Below are 16,416 nucleotides of genomic sequence, written 5' to 3'. Positions count from 1 at the left end.
GCGGTTCTCCATTCCGATACAGTATTGTCCGCTGGTGATTAAAACTCAAAATGGAAAAATCGAAGTGTGAAAAACGCTCAAAGGCCGGGAAGGCGGTGACCGCACGCAGGTGCAGAATTGACTGTCCCTACCCAGGGGATGTGTTGCCACAAGCCCCCTGACTGCGCGAATTTCGTTGGAACTTTGGTTGCGCTCATCAGTTTCGATCAAGCATGTAGTTGCAATGTGCATCGACAATAGATTGTATTGCCCGGAATTGCCTTGATTCTGGGTGGTACTTTGGGCTACGTAAAATCTGCGTTGACGATATTGGGAGGTGTTGTCGCGTTCTTTACACTTATCGCTCTGATAGGTGGAATTAACGGCGATTTCGAGGAGGTGCAAGATGAGCCCGCTATGGTTGGGCTCATGTGGCTTTGCAATCGAATTTTAAAGATTGCTCTGTACCTTCTCTGGCACCATCCTGACGGAGTGATTATTTTCTTTGTGGTCGCTGTGGTGGTGGTTACTCACCTCAGTACGGCCACCGTTGACGGATACAAAAAGGAATTTGATCGGCGCCGGGCTGAGCAATTCCCAGGCGATAAACCGAAACGACCACGAGGCAAGGGAAAGGGAAGACGATGACTCAAATGCAAATCGTTATACTCGCCGCTGGTTGCGTAGTCTTCTACATGTATGTTCGTTATCGCGTGGCGAAACTATTCCAGCCTTTCCGGATGGGGCTGCTGGACCGAGCGGAAAAGCTCTTGCGTAGCAGCAATCTGAGCGAAGATGACCGCCGAGCCGTCGAGAACGGTCTTGATATGGCTTACAGCGTTCGTGCGGCCTGGATGCTTGCTCTTGGACTTTTGCCGCTAGCTATTTACAGTCTTGCATGCCGAATATTCCGAGGCCGTAAAGAGACAATGGTTAAAAAGCGACCTCACAGCCGCGAGCTAAATCAGTTCACGGGCGCGCTCATAGTAAGCATACTGGCCAGCAGCCCGCTGGCAGCTTTCGTCTTTTTGCACGTTTTCATTCTTGGATGCGTGATACTGCCGACCACCATGTACACATTGCGAGCAGCGGTACGTTGGGCGACATCGGACATCTCCATCGGTAACTTCAAGAGTGATGTTTTGAAGCACAACCACTGAAGTCGGCGCCATGCTGGATCTTAGAGATGTTTTTTACAGACCGGCAGGCTCACGACCACGAGCCGGGTGTGCGCCGGTCTCTGGAAGCAGCGCCACAATTAGGTGAAGCGGTCGATCGAGCGCTTGGCGGATCGCAGCGCAATTCACCACGCATTGGGGAAAGTTAAAACACCTCGGGCAAATCGATGGCCTACTCGATCAGGGTTTGCCTACGCATAAGGAGGAAATGAATGACGCATGGAGATACCGAGATCATCCGCGGGAAATTGACAATGCTCGAATTTGTAGTTCGTGAACTGATTAAATCGTCTCCGGATAGAGAGGCTATTTTGGCAAAGGCTGAAGACCTTTTGTCCCAAATCAAAGCTGATAACGGGGGCGGGACTGACATGGCTGAGGGTGCCAGGCTAGTGCTTGCCGCAGTTGATTTATAATTCGAATACTGTACTTAATCTCCTGGGCCGCCTGCTTGTACAGGCGTCCCCACTGCAACGGTCACCCAAACCAAATTCGAACGATGCACTGAGCGTCATTCAAAACGATGTTGACGCGACCTTGCATATAATCGAACGCTATCGCATCTCCCTGTTTATACACTCGGCAAAGCTTTCCGATTAAACCCGTCAACGTTGTTGGGTTATTGCCCACGGCACTCGTGTTGGAAATGATCGCAGTAAGCGCTGATGCTAGTTTCTCAGGATCGCCTTTGGCTGCTTCAACAAGTAGCATCGGCCAAGGCACCCAGCGATCGTCGCTCTGAGGCTTGGTTACAGAAAATGACGGCCACGGTACGATCGGGCCGCCTTTACCCGAGGCAGGCCAGATAATTATCGGATCTCCCGAAGGCGAAACCACAGTCGAGCCGCCGCCCTCTTGCCAAGTCGCGTCGCCACCCTTCTCGGTATAAAAGGGATAAAGCGCAAATCCATTGGGACCAGCGACCCCAGTAAACAAACGCCTGAGCCCCTCGGGCGTGATGCGGTAGGCATTCACTCGTGCTGTCGGCGCACCGCAAATCGTAATGATCGGAGTAGGCGATTGTCGCTTCTCTTCGTCAAGGACGTTCTCAGAACCTATCAATTCCTCCAAACCCTTGCGCATAACTGCAAGTGTGATCTCACCTTCGCCTTCAGGCCGGCACTGGATGGTGCCATCTTGTTTGAAAATCCAGATGTCTGTCATTGATTTTTATCCCCGGGGTTGCGGATTGATATCATCACACCTATCCGACAAAGCGAAGTGCATTTTGAAACTCGCCTTTGGTTCATCGCGCTAAACGTCCAAATGTCACAAGATGTCACGCCTGAGCGCGCAATGCCACGCTGACCGTCAAGACACGGCTCTGGCGGGGGCGGACGTTTGAGAGGTGCATTCCCCGTATGATATTGATGTGCGAAGAGGAACGTCGCCCCTACGGATGACGGTCGATTACCTATCACAGCAAGCCGGTGGGCCGACTTGGCAAACATCTACTTTGACGTGCCGATCGACGCCGGCATTACCCAACAAGCCACGTCAGGTAGGTCAAGCCGCGGGCGGCGATCAGCCCCGAAACGAGCACACCGCGTAGGTGATCCAGCCGGCTGGGGCCGGCGGGCGCCTTGCTGGGTCTCGTTGAGCCTGAGCATCCGGCCGAGCAGATCCGGCCCCATGGCATGGACCGCCGTCCGGATCGGGAGACCGTCATGGCCGAACAGATCCCAGAACTGGACGGGGAACGCCCTGCTGACGAACTGCCTTCCAAGCGAGGCAGAGCGGGCCGCCAGGCGGCTTCCAGCTTCTCCGGTAGCAGCAACACCAGATAGGTCACCCTTGACGTCGGCGGCCAAGACTGGGACGCTAGCGGCTGAGATTTCCTTGCCGAGCACCGAGCGTCGGTTGTCTTTAGTTGAGAGCGATTGAAGAAAATTGCGATCTACATGGTCGGTAAAGCAAAACTGCGCACCTGAATCGGCCCTCGCAAGGATTTACCGCTTTCGATTCGCCTTTCGCAAGGAATCAATTGTGGCAGTCCACTGCTGCCCCGACTCACGAATCCTTGCGCCCACTCTTTATACATAGGGCCTGAAATAGGTGAGGGACACGTTTCAGGATTCGCAATGAAAACAATGGGCCTTTCAAGCCCCCAAGTGAGGGGAGAACCAAGCCCTTAAATGCGAAAAGCCCTGTAAAAACAGGGCCTTGCAAAGAAAAGGATGGTGGGCGTGACAGGGATTGAACCTGTGACCCCTACGATGTCAACGTAGTGCTCTCCCGCTGAGCTACACGCCCATCCGATGAGGCGCATACATCACAAAACCGGTTGGGGCGTCAACTGCTTTTTTCCCGGTTTGTGATGATTTTTTGAAAAGCCCTAGGCCACAAGGAGTTTGTTGACCTCGTTGACGAGGTCGCGGAGGTGGAAGGGCTTGGAAAGGACCTTCGCGTCCTTCGGAGCCTTCGAATCAGGGTTCAAGGCAACGGCGGCAAAGCCCGTGATAAACATCACCTTGAGGTCCGGATCCAGTTCCGTTGCCCGGCGCGCCAGCTCGATGCCGTCCATCTCGGGCATGACGATGTCGGTCAAAAGCAAGGAGAACGGCTCTTCCCGCAACCGGTCATAGGCGCTCGCACCGTTGTCGAAGGAGGCAACCTTGTATCCTGCTTTTTCCAGGGCCTTGACCAAAAAGCGACGCATGTCGTTGTCGTCTTCGGCGAGAAGAATTTTCTGACTCATGAAAATGACCGTTATTCGATTCTTATAGGGGTGTATCAGCGCATCAAAATAGACGAGCCGCGGTAAAGATCCGGTGAATCCTGACGCTTACGCACACGAATTCACTGGATAGATAGTATGGACTTGCCGCCGGGCAACTGGCAACATACGCGAAGCATCGACTTTATGACATGGTAAAGACAAAAAGAGGCTGAATGGAGCACATGCCGAGCGATTGCGGCCTGTTCGAGGTCCGGGAACCCGAGGCGCAACGCATTCCTTTCGTCTACAACTCGCCTCACAGCGGCCGCGCCTATCCTGTGGATTTCGTCGAACAGTCCCGTCTTGATCCATCCTCGCTGCGCCGCTCCGAAGATCATTTTGTCGATGAACTGTTTTCCTCGGCCGTCGAACTCGGCGCTCCGCTTCTCCTCGCCCATTTCCCGCGCGCCTTCATCGACGTCAATCGCGAGCCCTACGAACTCGATCCGCGCATGTTCGACGGCAGCCTGCCGCCCTATGCCAATATCGGTTCCGTGCGGGTTGCCGGCGGGCTCGGCACCATCCCGCGCATCGTCGCCGAAAACATGGAGATCTATTCCCGGCGTCTGTCGGTGGAGGAAGGGCTGGCGCGCGTCGAGGCGATCTACAAGCCCTACCATGCCTGCCTGCGGCGGCTGATCGCCCGCACCCATGTGCAGTTCGGTTTCGGCGTGTTGATCGACTGCCACTCGATGCCGGGCAACATCCGCGTCGCCGGCAGCAACATCCGGCCGGATTTCATCATCGGCGACCGCTACGGCACCAGCGCCTCGGCCGATCTTTCGCGCACGGCGATGCACATCCTCGAAGATCTCGGTTTCACCGCCGTGCGCAACAAGCCTTATGCCGGCGGTTTCATCACCGAACATTACGGTCGTCCGGCGCGCGGGCTGCATGCGCTGCAGATCGAGGTCAACCGGTCGCTTTACGTCGACGAGACCAGCCTGCTGAAGCGGCCGCAGTTTCCCGCCATCGCCGCGGCGATCGCATCCTTCATGCGGCAGATGGCGGAATATGTCGATCTGTACGCCTCGCACGGCGCATTGGCCGCCGAATAAAGCCTCTTCCCGACTGCCATGAATGCCTGGGCGCATCCGGCCAAAAAAAACCGCGCTTTGCGGCGCGGTTAAGTCTAGGGAGGAAACACCCAAGGAGGGTATTTACAGTCAGAAGACTGTGAGTGAACAATAATTTTGCACTGCACAAATGTCAAGCAGAAATGTGGCTTTTGTGTTGCGGTGCCAAAAGCGCCATGGTTTGAGCCGTCGCATTTGCATTTGCCTGCTTTTGGTCTAATGAATGCTGACCCCTCCCAATTGCCGGATTCCCCATGTTTCCTGATCGCGCTTTCTTCTACCGACTGGCGGATGCCGCCAAGGCCGAAACCCTGCCGCGTTTCCGCACGGGGCTCGATGTCGTCAACAAGCAGGAACTCGGCTTCGATCCGGTGACCGAAGGCGACCGGGCGGCGGAAGCCGCCATCCGCAGGCTGATCGTCGACCATTTTCCCGATGACGGCATCCTCGGCGAAGAACACGACGACATCGGCCTCGATCGCGACCACATCTGGGTCATCGACCCGATCGACGGCACGCGGGCCTTCATTTCCGGCGTGCCGGTTTGGGGAACCCTGATCGGCCTGCAGGACAAGGGTCGCTCGGTGATGGGGCTGATGGACCAGCCGTTTACCGGCGAGCGGTATTTCGCCGACGGCACCTCCTCCTGGTATGCCGGGCCGGACGGCGAGCGGCAGATCCATACGCGCGATTGCGGTACGCTGTCGAACGCGATCATGTTCACGACCTCGCCGCATATGTTCGTCGGTGACGATATCAACCGGTATCGCGTCATCGAGGACCGGGTGCGCCTGTTCCGTTACGGCATCGATTGTTATGCTTATGCGCTGCTGGCGGCCGGCCATATCGACCTGGTGATCGAAACCGGCCTGAAACCCTACGACGTCGGCGCATTGATCCCGATCGTCGAGCAGGCGGGCGGCATCTTCACCAATTGGGAAGGCGGCCGTCCGGAAGCTGGCGGCCGGGTGATTGCCGCAGGCAGCGCCGCGGTGCATCGCGAGGCGCTCGACCTTCTCGCCGGCTGAGGCTGGCTTTCGGCTCCTATCAGTCCGCCAGGGCGGCGGGTTGCTCGACAGCGTCGCTGCCGGGAATGAAGGCGTGGATCGCCGCCAGGGCCTGGGCGCGATAGACATCCCTTTCCTGCAGGATCTCGTGGCGCGAGCCGTAGATCGTCACCAGTTGCGAGGCGCGGAAATACCGGGTCAGGCGCTCCTGGTCGGCATACGGAATGACGCCGTCGCGTGTGGGCGCGATCACCAGCGACGGGATGCGGATGCGTGCCAGGTGTTCCGGCCGGGTGACGCGGCGGATCGCCGTCACCGCTTCGCGCAACCATAGCGCCGTGGGCAGGCCGATGCCGAGTTCGGGGTGGCTGGCCAGGAAGGCGGCGTTGCGATTGAAGCGTCGTTCGTCGCTGGTCAGCGGATTGTTCTCGAAACCGGAATGGATGGTCTGGCGGCCGACCTGCAGCTTGCCGAGGCCGGCGAGGCAATAGAGCCGCGACAGACAATGAATGGCGCGCAAGGACAGCGACCGGTGGGCGATGCCGATGAACGGCGCACACAGCACCATGCGTTCGATGCGGCTTTCCAGCCGCGTGGCGGCGGATAGCGCGATCAGGCTGCCGGTGGAGTGGCCGAGCAGGAAAAACGGCATGCGTGTATCCGGCAGCACCACGTCTTCCAGGAAGGTCGTAAGGTCTCGTTCGTAATCGGAGAATCGGCGGACGTGGCCGGGCATGCCGTCGCGCAAAAGCCGTGCCGAGCCCCCCTGTCCGCGGAAATCATAAGTCGCCACCCAGAGGCCCCGGTCGTTGAGATCGCGGATCGTCTCGAAATATTTCTCGATGCATTCGTTGCGGCCGTGCAGGAGCACGACGGTGCCGCGCGCCGGTACGATGGCCGAGCGGAAGATGCCGTATCGCAGCTGGATGCCGTCATGGGTGGTGAAGTAGGAAGCGGTGTAATTGTCCGGTGCCGGATTGTCCGGCGTGGCAAAAAGCTTGGCGCCCATGAGCTCGGATCGTCCTTCTGCAAGTCGGCAGCCGCCATCGGCCTTCTTTACCTCAAGCCCTATCGTAACAGCAAAAAATTAAAAGAAAAAAGGCCGGCCACGCGAACTTGAGGGGAGGGGGAGCGTGGGCCGGCCGGAAGAGGACTGAAGGGGGACGTTTACTTCAGTCGCCAGGAGCAGTCCGCTCCCAATAACGACCTTTCTAGCGCGGTGAAGCTGAACCGGCGCAGAATCGGGCATTCATGTTCCGTTCATGCCGCAAAATGCGAAAAACCTCTTGAACGGCAAAAAACACATCCCCATCTGTTGTTGGCGGGCGCCGGAAGGGTCCGCAGAAAAATGCTCCGCCATCGCCCAATGCGGGATGCCGGAGGATGAAAACCGCAAACAGTCGCTCAAAGGAGGACACCATGCGTCACGTTGATTTTTCCCCCCTCTATCGTTCCACCGTCGGCTTCGACCGTCTGTTCAACATGCTGGATGGCATCGGCCAGCCGGAGCAGGCCCAGACCTACCCGCCCTATAATATCGAGCGGACCGGCGAGAACACCTATCGCATCACCATGGCCGTTGCCGGTTTCGACGAGGCTGAACTCAGCATCGAAGCCCGCGCCCATGTCCTGACCGTTAAGGGCGAAAAGGCCGAAGAAACTGCCGGCGAAAGCGAATACCTCTATCGCGGTATCGCCAAGCGCGCCTTCGAGCGCCGCTTCCAGCTGGCAGACCATGTCGAGGTCAAGGCCGCTTCGTTGAAGAATGGCCTGCTTCATATCGACCTTCTGCGCAACATTCCGGAAGCGATGAAGCCGCGGCGCATTGCAATTGCCGCCGAGCCGGTCGAGACGACGAAGGCCATCGAAGGTGATGTGGTCAGCGAACAAATCACCCACTAACATCCTCCCAAGATGAAACTGAACGGCGGCGTCCCTTGGGGCGCCGCTTTTCGTTTCAGGCCTTGGCTGCGGCAGGTTTGCCGCCTGCCGTAAGCGCCCGTTTGCTGGCGTATCGCTGGGCGATGACGGCGCAGGCCATCAGCTGGATCTGGTGGAACAGCATCAGCGGCAGGACGATGGCGCCGATCGATTGTCCGGCGAAGATGGCGCTTGCCATCGGCACGCCGCTCGCCAGGCTCTTCTTCGAGCCGCAGAAGGTGATGGTGATCTCGTCCTCCTTGGAAAAACCGAGCAACCGGCTGCCGAACATGGTGACGCACAGCACGATCACGAGCAGGACGATATCGATGACGATCACCGCGCCGAGTTCCAGCGCCGTAAAATTGTGCCAGAGCCCCTCGACGACGGCCTCGCTGAAGGCGAGATAGACGACCATCAGGATCGAGCCGCGATCGACCGGCGTCAGCAGCTTCTTGCGGGCGCGGATCCAGCCGCCGATCCAGGGTTGCAGGATCTGGCCGACGATGAACGGCGCCAGCAGCTGCAAGAGGATCTGTTCCAGCGCGTCGAGCGAAAAACCGCCATGGCCGCCGATGGAAAACAAGACGCCGACCAGGAGCGGTGTCAGGAACATGCCGAAAATGTTGGAAGCCGACGCCGAGCAGATCGCTGCGGGCACGTTGCCGCCGGCCATCGAGGTGAAGGCGATCGACGATTGCACCGTCGAGGGCAGGACGCAGAGGAACAGGATGCCGGTATAGAGTGCCGGCGGCAGCACCGAGGGCACCAGCACGCCGGCAGCGAGACCGAGGATCGGGAAAAGCACGAAGGTGGAGGCGAGGATCGCCAGGTGCAGCCGCCAGTGCAGGATACCGGCGACGACGACGTCCCGCGGCAGCCGTGCGCCGTGCAGGAAGAACAGGAGGGCGATGGCGATCTTGGTGGCGATGCCGAAATAGTCGGCAAAGGTGCCCGTCGCCGGCAGCAGCGAGGCGAGGATGACGGTGCAGACAAGCAGGATGGTGAAGGTATCGGGAAGAAAACGGCGCATGGGCATCTCGCGGCGTTGATCGAGTTTTCCGTGCTTCGCTCATTATGATAGAGGATGCAAGGAATAACAGTTATCGCGAAATGAGATGACAAGATGATCGACCTGACGCAATTGCGCAGTTTTGTCGCTGTCGAACAGGCGGGCAGTTTTACGCTTGCCGCCGAGCGGCTGGGGCTTGGCCAATCCACCGTCAGCCAGCATATCCAGCGTCTGGAAACGGCGCTCGGCCGTCGGCTGCTGGCGCGCGACACGCACCGGGTGGTGTTGACCGGCGACGGCGAGGCATTGCTCGGCCATGCCCGGGCACTGCTGTCGATCGAAGGGCAGGTGCAGGCGCTGTTCAGCGACAGCAGCCTGCGCGGCAGCATCCGGCTCGGTGTTTCCGAGGATTTCGTCACCAGCCAGTTGCCGGCCGTTCTGGAGGATTTCGTCCGCTCCCATCCGTCCGTCGACCTCGAACTGACGGTGGCGCTTTCGGGCGTGCTCTACGAGATGCAGGACAATGGCGAGATCGACCTGGTGCTGGCCAAGCGCCGGCTGGGTGATGTGCTGGGGCGGCTGATCTACCGCGAGCCGCTGGTGTGGCTGGCGCGCGATCCCGAGCATGTGTTGTCCTCCGGCCTGCTGCCGCTGATCGCCTTTCCGCCGCCGAGCGTCACCCGCGCCATTGCGCTGGAGGCGCTGGGCCGGCACCAGGTGCCGTGGCGGATCGTCTGCACCTGCGGCAGCCTGAGCGGCCTGACGGCGGCGGCGCTGGCCGGCATGGGCGTGCTGGTGCAGCCGCGCAGCATGGCGCCGGCGGGCTTGAAGGAGATCGCCCCGGAAAAATTGCCGCCGCTGGAGGATGTCGAATTCGTGCTGGTGCCGCGCAAGGGGGCGGACCAGGCGCTGGTATCGGCATTGTCGGAGGATATTCTGCGCAAGGTCCGCGGTTTGCGGCTGGGGGATGCGCGGGGATGAGGATGGGATTTAGAGCGCCTTGCGGCGCCTGCCCCTCACCCTAGCCCTCTCCCCGCTTGCGGGGAGAGGGGACTTGCCCGACGCAGTGGGGAATGAGCGGAAAAGGTGCGGCATATCCCCTTCTCCCCGCAGAGGAGAAGGGGAAGAGGCGCTCACCCCGCCAGACATGCCAGCAGCCCGTCCACATCATCCTTGCTCGTCGCAAAGCTGGTGACGAGGCGGATCAGCATGTCGTTGTCGCCGAGCAGATCAGGCGTTTCGGCCGGCACCGGCCAGTCGTAGAATTTCGCGCCGCGTTCCTCGGCGGTTTTTGCCGCATCCTTGGTGACGACGGCAAACACCTCGTTGGACACGGTGTCCCAGGCCAGCCGCGCCCGGTTGGAGGCGGAAAGGCCGGCGCGCAATTCGTCGGCCATGCCGTTGGCGTGGCGGGCGAGGTCGAGCCACAGGCCACCCTTGAAATAGGCGTCGAACTGGGCGGCGATGAAGCGCGACTTGGAAAAGAGCTGCGCCGAGCGCTTGCGCAGGAAGGGCACTTCCTTTGCGATTTCCGGCTTGAAGAACACCAGCGCCTCGGCGCACCAGCAACCGTTCTTGGTGCCGCCGAAGGAGAGGATGTCGACGCCGCGTTTCCAGGTCATGTCGGCCGGCGTCGCATCGAGGGAAACCAGCGCGTTGGCGAAGCGGGCGCCGTCCATGTGCAGCGGCAGGCTGTGGGCACGGGTGATTTCGGCGATCGCCTCGATCTCGTCGAGCGAATAGACGGTGCCGATCTCGCTTGCCTGGGTGATGGTGACGGCGGTCGGCTGGCCCTGGTGCACGGCGCCGGGCGGAAAGCGGCCGATCTTCGCCTTGAGATCGGCGGGATCGATCTTGCCGTGCGCGCCGCCGACGGCGACAAGCCGGGCCGCGCCGCTGAAGAATTCCGGCGCGCCGCATTCGTCGGCCATCACATGCGCCTCGTCATGACAGAAGGAAACGCCGCCGGGGCGGGTGACGCTGGCCAGCGCCAGCGAATTCGCCGCCGTGCCGGTGCCAACGAAGAAGACGGCGACGTCGTGCTGGAAGACGTCGCGAAAATGCGCCTCGACCTTCCGGTCGAGGTCGCTGGTGCCGTAGGCGGAGGCAAAACCGCCGGATTCCTGGAAGAGACGTTCGGCAATGAGGGGATGGGCGCCGGCCCAGTTGTCGGAAGCGAAAAACATGAAGTGTACCCGGCTGGAAATCACGGAAAGTGCGATCGGCGGACGACCTTAAGGCAAAGTCCGGCACATGCAATCTCCCGCCCGGCCTGGGTTGGGCAAAAACCCAAGTAAGCAATCAAAGGGAAGATTATTTGCTCGGCAAGAAATATTCTTTCGTCTGGTTTTCATGTATCGCAATCTTCCGTCTCAATCGACGGATATTTTTCCGTTTGCACCCTTGCGGTCCCCCGCCGTTTCTGGCATAGAACGATGGAAATAGGACAGGTTTGCTGTCCTATTTCGGCCTTGGAGGCCGAAATGCGCGGAAGATGCCTTAACCTTAGGGCAATTCGCGCTATAGTCTGCCGATCTCGTACCCTCGGTGCGATTGAGGCGATGCAAGGCAGGACCCGCCAAAGTGCGTGCCGCAAGGCAGGATAAGCGAGCGGGATCAAAGGAAATGCAACGCAGTTGTCACGCGCCGGGTCCAGAGTAACGGGTGCCGCGCGGAACACGGGTCTGCCCGCGGCATGCGGGTTTCGAACGGAGGGAAGACGATGACGAAGATGACGCCGTCACGAGGTTTTGGGCAGAGTGTCGGAAGCGAGATCAAAGCCGCCGACAAAACGCCGGCCTGTCCCACCGGCCTGCCGCGGAAACAGGGCCTCTACGATCCGCGAAACGAGCACGATGCCTGCGGCGTCGGCTTCATCGCCCATATGAAGGGCAGGAAGTCGCACCAGATCGTCCGCGACGGCCTGTTCATCCTCGAAAACCTGACGCATCGCGGTGCCGTCGGTGCCGATCCGCTGATGGGCGACGGCGCCGGCATCCTGGTGCAGATCCCCGACCGCTTCTTCCGTGAAGAAATGGCCAAGCAGGGCATTACCTTGCCGAAGGCCGGCGAATATGGCGTCGGCCACATCTTCATGCCGCGCGACGACAAGCAGATCGCCCACTTCAAGGCGATCATCAAGCAGGTGGTCGAGGAAGAAGGCCAGGTGCTGCTCGGCTATCGCGACGTGCCGGTCGACAATTCTTCGCTCTCCAGGGCGCCCGACATCGCCGCCACCGAGCCGCATCACGTGCAGATCTTCATCGGCGCCGGCAAGCGGGCAGCGACCAACGACGAGTTCGAGCGCCGCCTCTTCACCCTGCGCAAGGTGATCTCCAACCGCATCTATGCCGAATTCGAGGGTGCGGAGAGCAATTTTTACCCGGTGTCGCTGTCGAGCGCGACCATCGTTTACAAGGGCATGTTCCTCGCCTACCAGGTCGGCGCCTATTACAAGGACCTGTCGGACCCGCGTTTCGAGTCGGCCGTCGCCCTGGTGCACCAGCGCTTCTCGACCAACACCTTCCCGTCGTGGAAACTCGCCCATCCCTATCGCATGGTCGCCCACAACGGCGAAATCAACACACTGCGCTCCAACGTCAACTGGATGGCGGCGCGTCAGGCTTCGGTTTCGTCGCCGCTGTTCGGTTCCGACATCGAGAAGCTGTGGCCGATCTCTTATGAAGGCCAGTCGGATACGGCCTGCTTCGACAACGCGCTCGAATTCCTCGTGCGCGGCGGCTACTCCATGGCGCATGCGGTGATGATGCTGATCCCGGAAGCCTGGGCCGGCAACCAGTCGATGTCGCCGGAACGCAAGGCGTTCTACGAATATCACGCTGCCCTGATGGAGCCGTGGGACGGCCCGGCGGCCGTCTGCTTCACCGACGGCCGCCAGATCGGCGCGACGCTCGACCGCAACGGCCTGCGTCCGGCCCGTTATCTCGTCACCGATGACGATCGCGTCATCCTCGCTTCGGAAGCCGGCACGCTGCCGGTGCCGGAGGAAAACATCGTCCAGAAGTGGCGCCTGCAGCCGGGCAAGATGCTGCTCATCGATATGGAGCAGGGCCGCATCGTCTCCGACGACGAGGTGAAGTCGCAGCTTGCCAACAAGCATCCCTACCGCAACTGGCTGGATCGCGCCCAGCTGATCCTCGAGGAGCTGAAGCCGGTGGAGCCGCGGGCGTTGCGCCGCGACGTGTCGCTGCTCGACCGCCAGCAGGCATTCGGCTACACTCAGGAAGACACCAGGCTGCTGATGTCGCCGATGGCGACCACCGGCCAGGAAGCGATCGGCTCGATGGGCACCGACACGCCGATTTCGGCGATGTCGACCAAGAACAAGCTGCTCTACACCTATTTCAAGCAGAACTTCGCGCAGGTGACCAACCCGCCGATCGACCCGATCCGCGAGGAGCTGGTCATGAGTCTGGTGTCGTTCATCGGCCCGCGTCCGAACATCCTCGATCACGAAGGCATGGCCAACGCCAAGCGCCTGGAAGTGCGCCAGCCGATCCTGACCAACGGCGACCTCGAAAAGATCCGTTCCATCGGCCACACCGAGGACCGCTTCGACACCAAGACGCTCGACTTCACCTATGACGTGTCGCGCGGCTCGGAAGGCCTGCCGGAAATGCTTGATCGCCTGTGCGAGCGGGCGGAGGCGGCCGTTCGCGGCGGCTACAACATCATCGTGCTCTCCGACCGTCAGGTCGGCCCGGACCGTATCGCCATTCCGGCGCTGCTGGCGACGGCCGCCGTGCATCACCACCTGATCCGCAAGGGCTTGCGCACCTCGGTCGGCATCGTCGTCGAATCCGGCGAGCCGCGCGAAGTGCATCATTTCTGTCTGCTCGCCGGTTACGGCGCGGAAGCGATCAACCCCTACCTGGCCTTCGACACGCTGCTCGACATGCATGCCCGCGGCGAGTTCCCGAAGGAGGTCGATGCCAGCGAAGTCGTCTACCGCTACATCAAGGCGGTCGGCAAAGGCATCCTCAAGGTCATGTCGAAGATGGGCATCTCGACCTACCAGTCCTATTGCGGCGGCCAGATCTTCGATGCGATCGGCCTGAAGACGGAGCTGGTCGACAAGTATTTCTTCGGCACGGCAACCACCATCGAAGGCGTCGGCCTGGAAGAAATCGCCCGCGAGACGGCGGCGCGCCATGCGGCCGCCTTCGGCAAGGACCCGCTGCTGGCGAAGACGCTCGATATCGGCGGCGAATATGCCTTCCGCATGCGCGGCGAAGACCACGCCTGGACGCCGGACGTCGTCGCTTCGCTGCAGCATGCGGTGCGCGGCAATGCCGAGGATCGTTACCGCGAATTCGCCGAGATGGTGAATGCCTCGTCGCTGCGGCTCAACACCATCCGCGGCCTGTTCACCATCAAGAGCGCCGAAGCGCTCGGCCGTGCGCCGGTGGCGCTGGACGAGGTCGAGCCGGCGTCCGAGATCGTCAAGCGCTTCTCGACCGGGGCGATGTCCTTCGGCTCGATCAGCCGCGAGGCGCATACGACGCTGGCGATCGCCATGAACCGCATCGGCGGCAAGTCGAACACCGGCGAAGGCGGCGAAGAGGCCGACCGTTACCTGCCGCTGCACGACGGTTCGCCCAACCCGGAGCGGTCCGCCATCAAGCAGGTGGCTTCCGGTCGCTTCGGTGTCACCACCGAATACCTGGTCAATGCCGACATGCTGCAGATCAAGGTGGCGCAGGGGGCCAAGCCCGGCGAGGGCGGCCAGTTGCCCGGCCACAAGGTGGACGCGACCATTGCCAAGACCCGGCATTCGACGCCCGGCGTCGGCCTGATCTCGCCGCCGCCGCACCACGACATCTATTCGATCGAGGATCTGGCGCAGCTGATCTACGACCTGAAGAACGTCAACCCGACGGCGGATGTTTCGGTCAAGCTGGTATCGGAAGTCGGCGTCGGCACGGTCGCCGCCGGCGTCGCCAAGGCGCGCGCCGACCATATCACCATCTCCGGCTTCGACGGCGGCACCGGCGCTTCGCCCCTGACCTCGCTGAAACATGCCGGCAGCCCCTGGGAAATCGGCCTGGCCGAAACCCAGCAGACGCTGGTGCTGAACGGCCTGCGCTCGCGCGTCGCCCTGCAGGTCGACGGCGGCCTCAAGACCGGCCGCGACGTCATCATCGGTGCCTTGCTCGGCGCCGACGAGTTCGGCTTTGCCACGGCGCCGCTGATTGCCGCCGGCTGCATCATGATGCGCAAGTGCCACCTGAACACCTGCCCGGTCGGCGTCGCCACCCAGGACCCGGTGCTGCGCAAGCGCTTCAAGGGCGCGCCGGAACACGTCGTCAACTACTTCTTCTTCATCGCCGAAGAAGTGCGTGAAATCCTCGCTTCGCTCGGCGTGCGCAAGCTGGACGAGATCATCGGTGCGTCCGAACTGCTCGAAAAGGACGCGATGCTTGCCCACTGGAAGGCAAACGGCCTCGATTTCTCGAAGATCTTCCACAAGGTGGAGGCTGCGAAGGAAGAGACCTACTGGACGACCCGCCAGAAACATCCGATCGACGACATCCTCGACCGGAGGCTGATTGCGCAGGCGGAAGCGGCCCTGACGTCGAAGACGCCGGTTGCCTTTGCCGTGGACATCAAGAACGTCGACCGCTCGGCCGGCGCCATGCTGTCCGGCGAAGTGGCGAAGCGTTACGGCCATCGCGGCCTCAAGGACGATACGATCCGCGTCACGCTGAACGGCACGGCCGGGCAGTCTTTCGCCGCCTTCCTGGCACAGGGCATCACCTTCGATCTCGTCGGTGACGGCAACGACTATGTCGGCAAGGGGCTTTCGGGCGGCCGTATCATCGTCCGCCCGCCGGCGAACTCGCGGATCGTCGCGGAAAAGTCGATCATCGTCGGCAACACCGTCATGTACGGTGCCATCGCCGGCGAGAGCTACTTCAACGGCGTGGCCGGCGAACGGTTCGCGGTGCGCAACTCCGGCGCCATCGCCGTCGTCGAAGGCGTCGGCGACCATGGCTGCGAATACATGACCGGCGGCGTCGTCGTCGTCATCGGCGAAACAGGCCGCAACTTCGCGGCCGGCATGTCGGGCGGCGTCGCCTACGTGCTGGACGAGACGGGCGACTTCGCCAAGCGCTGCAACATGGCGATGGTCGAACTCGAGCCGGTGCCGGAAGAGGACGACATGCTTGAGAAGCTGCACCATCACGGCGGCGATCTCATGCACAAGGGCCGCGTCGACGTGTCGGAAGACATGACGCGCCATGACGAGGAACGCCTCTACCAGCTGATTTCGAACCACCTGCATTATACGGGTTCGAAACGCGCCAAGGAGATCCTCGACAACTGGGCCGACTATCGCCCGAAATTCCGCAAGGTCATGCCGGTCGAATACCGCCGGGCGCTTGAGGAAATGGAGCGGATGCGCATGGGCATTGCCGCGGAGTGATCCCTTCGGGGTCGCACGCTTTCAACGCCGTCAGGTGCTGCGGCCGCCATCCGGGCGGTCGCGTCTGCCGCCGGCGGC

The 16,416-nt window shown here is 61.0% G+C and carries 14 protein-coding genes and 1 tRNA gene; 8 read left to right on the top strand and 7 right to left on the bottom strand.

Translation table 11 applies throughout. The annotated features are described in order from the left end of the window. The first annotated feature begins 261 nt into the window (after nt 1–261). From DEM27_RS06435 to DEM27_RS06425, 3 genes are all read left to right on the top strand, one after another. Nucleotides 262–627 (top strand): hypothetical protein, encoded by a 366-nt coding sequence (locus DEM27_RS06435; protein ID WP_109457373.1) that lies wholly within the window; start codon nt 262–264, stop codon nt 625–627. Next, the gene (locus DEM27_RS06430) at nt 624–1,139 is read left to right on the top strand and encodes a hypothetical protein (RefSeq protein ID WP_109457372.1); all 516 of its coding nucleotides are present in this window, start codon (nt 624–626) and stop codon (nt 1,137–1,139) included. The genes DEM27_RS06435 and DEM27_RS06430 overlap by 4 nt, the downstream gene beginning before the upstream one ends. 230 nt (nt 1,140–1,369) lie before the next feature. Then, nucleotides 1,370–1,573, top strand: a complete 204-nt coding sequence (locus tag DEM27_RS06425) for a hypothetical protein (protein ID WP_109457371.1) — start codon at nt 1,370–1,372, stop codon at nt 1,571–1,573. Nucleotides 1,574–1,634: 61 nt separating this feature from the next. On the opposite strand, the gene DEM27_RS06420 is transcribed toward DEM27_RS06425, so the two are convergent. The 4 genes from DEM27_RS06420 to cpdR1 form a co-directional block, all read right to left on the bottom strand. Further along, nucleotides 1,635–2,321, bottom strand: coding sequence for a hypothetical protein (locus DEM27_RS06420; protein WP_109457370.1), 687 nt, complete (start codon nt 2,319–2,321; stop codon nt 1,635–1,637). A 287-nt stretch (nt 2,322–2,608) separates the two neighbouring features. After that, entirely contained in the window at nt 2,609–3,007 is a 399-nt protein-coding gene (locus DEM27_RS35175; RefSeq protein ID WP_420028800.1) for a helicase HerA-like domain-containing protein, read from the bottom strand. 328 nt (nt 3,008–3,335) lie between these two features. Then, a tRNA-Val gene (locus tag DEM27_RS06410) sits at nt 3,336–3,410 on the bottom strand. An 82-nt stretch (nt 3,411–3,492) separates the two neighbouring features. After that, nucleotides 3,493–3,855 (bottom strand): response regulator CpdR1, encoded by a 363-nt coding sequence (gene cpdR1 / locus DEM27_RS06405; RefSeq protein ID WP_109457368.1) that lies wholly within the window; start codon nt 3,853–3,855, stop codon nt 3,493–3,495. Between the two features lie 194 nt (nt 3,856–4,049). On the opposite strand from cpdR1, the gene DEM27_RS06400 reads away from it, so the two are divergent. Together DEM27_RS06400 and hisN are read left to right on the top strand one after the other, a co-directional pair. Then, the gene (locus DEM27_RS06400; RefSeq protein WP_109457367.1) at nt 4,050–4,934 is read left to right on the top strand and encodes an N-formylglutamate amidohydrolase; all 885 of its coding nucleotides are present in this window, start codon (nt 4,050–4,052) and stop codon (nt 4,932–4,934) included. A 272-nt stretch (nt 4,935–5,206) separates the two neighbouring features. Further along, the gene (gene hisN, locus DEM27_RS06395; RefSeq protein ID WP_109457366.1) at nt 5,207–5,980 is read left to right on the top strand and encodes a histidinol-phosphatase; all 774 of its coding nucleotides are present in this window, start codon (nt 5,207–5,209) and stop codon (nt 5,978–5,980) included. 19 nt (nt 5,981–5,999) lie between these two features. Here the strand turns inward: hisN and DEM27_RS06390 are convergent, their stop codons facing one another. After that, a complete protein-coding gene (locus tag DEM27_RS06390) occupies nt 6,000–6,968 on the bottom strand; it encodes an alpha/beta fold hydrolase (RefSeq protein ID WP_109457365.1) in 969 nt (322 codons plus the stop codon). 410 nt (nt 6,969–7,378) lie between these two features. Here DEM27_RS06390 and DEM27_RS06385 point away from each other — a divergent pair, with 410 nt between their 5' ends. Next, nucleotides 7,379–7,861: an Hsp20 family protein gene (locus DEM27_RS06385; RefSeq protein WP_109457364.1), complete on the top strand. Its 483-nt coding sequence runs from the start codon at nt 7,379–7,381 to the stop codon at nt 7,859–7,861. A gap of 55 nt (nt 7,862–7,916) precedes the next feature. Here DEM27_RS06385 and DEM27_RS06380 read toward each other — a convergent pair whose 3' ends face one another. Further along, nucleotides 7,917–8,912, bottom strand: a complete 996-nt coding sequence (locus DEM27_RS06380; protein WP_109457363.1) for a bile acid:sodium symporter family protein — start codon at nt 8,910–8,912, stop codon at nt 7,917–7,919. 93 nt (nt 8,913–9,005) lie between these two features. Here DEM27_RS06380 and DEM27_RS06375 point away from each other — a divergent pair, with 93 nt between their 5' ends. Next, nucleotides 9,006–9,872, top strand: a complete 867-nt coding sequence (locus tag DEM27_RS06375; protein WP_109457362.1) for a LysR family transcriptional regulator — start codon at nt 9,006–9,008, stop codon at nt 9,870–9,872. A 152-nt stretch (nt 9,873–10,024) separates the two neighbouring features. Here the strand turns inward: DEM27_RS06375 and DEM27_RS06370 are convergent, their stop codons facing one another. Beyond that, nucleotides 10,025–11,077 (bottom strand): threonine aldolase family protein, encoded by a 1,053-nt coding sequence (locus tag DEM27_RS06370; RefSeq protein ID WP_109457361.1) that lies wholly within the window; start codon nt 11,075–11,077, stop codon nt 10,025–10,027. Between the two features lie 536 nt (nt 11,078–11,613). On the opposite strand from DEM27_RS06370, the gene gltB reads away from it, so the two are divergent. Next, nucleotides 11,614–16,338 carry a glutamate synthase large subunit gene (gene gltB, locus DEM27_RS06365; protein WP_245445686.1) on the top strand — a complete coding sequence of 1,575 codons (4,725 nt, stop codon included), beginning with the start codon at nt 11,614–11,616 and terminating at the stop codon, nt 16,336–16,338. Nucleotides 16,339–16,416: the final 78 nt, after the last annotated feature.

This window comes from Rhizobium album (assembly GCF_003122325.1).
Taxonomy (GTDB): Bacteria; Pseudomonadota; Alphaproteobacteria; order Rhizobiales; family Rhizobiaceae; genus Metarhizobium; species Metarhizobium album.
This window is presented reverse-complemented; position numbering and strand designations above follow the sequence as displayed.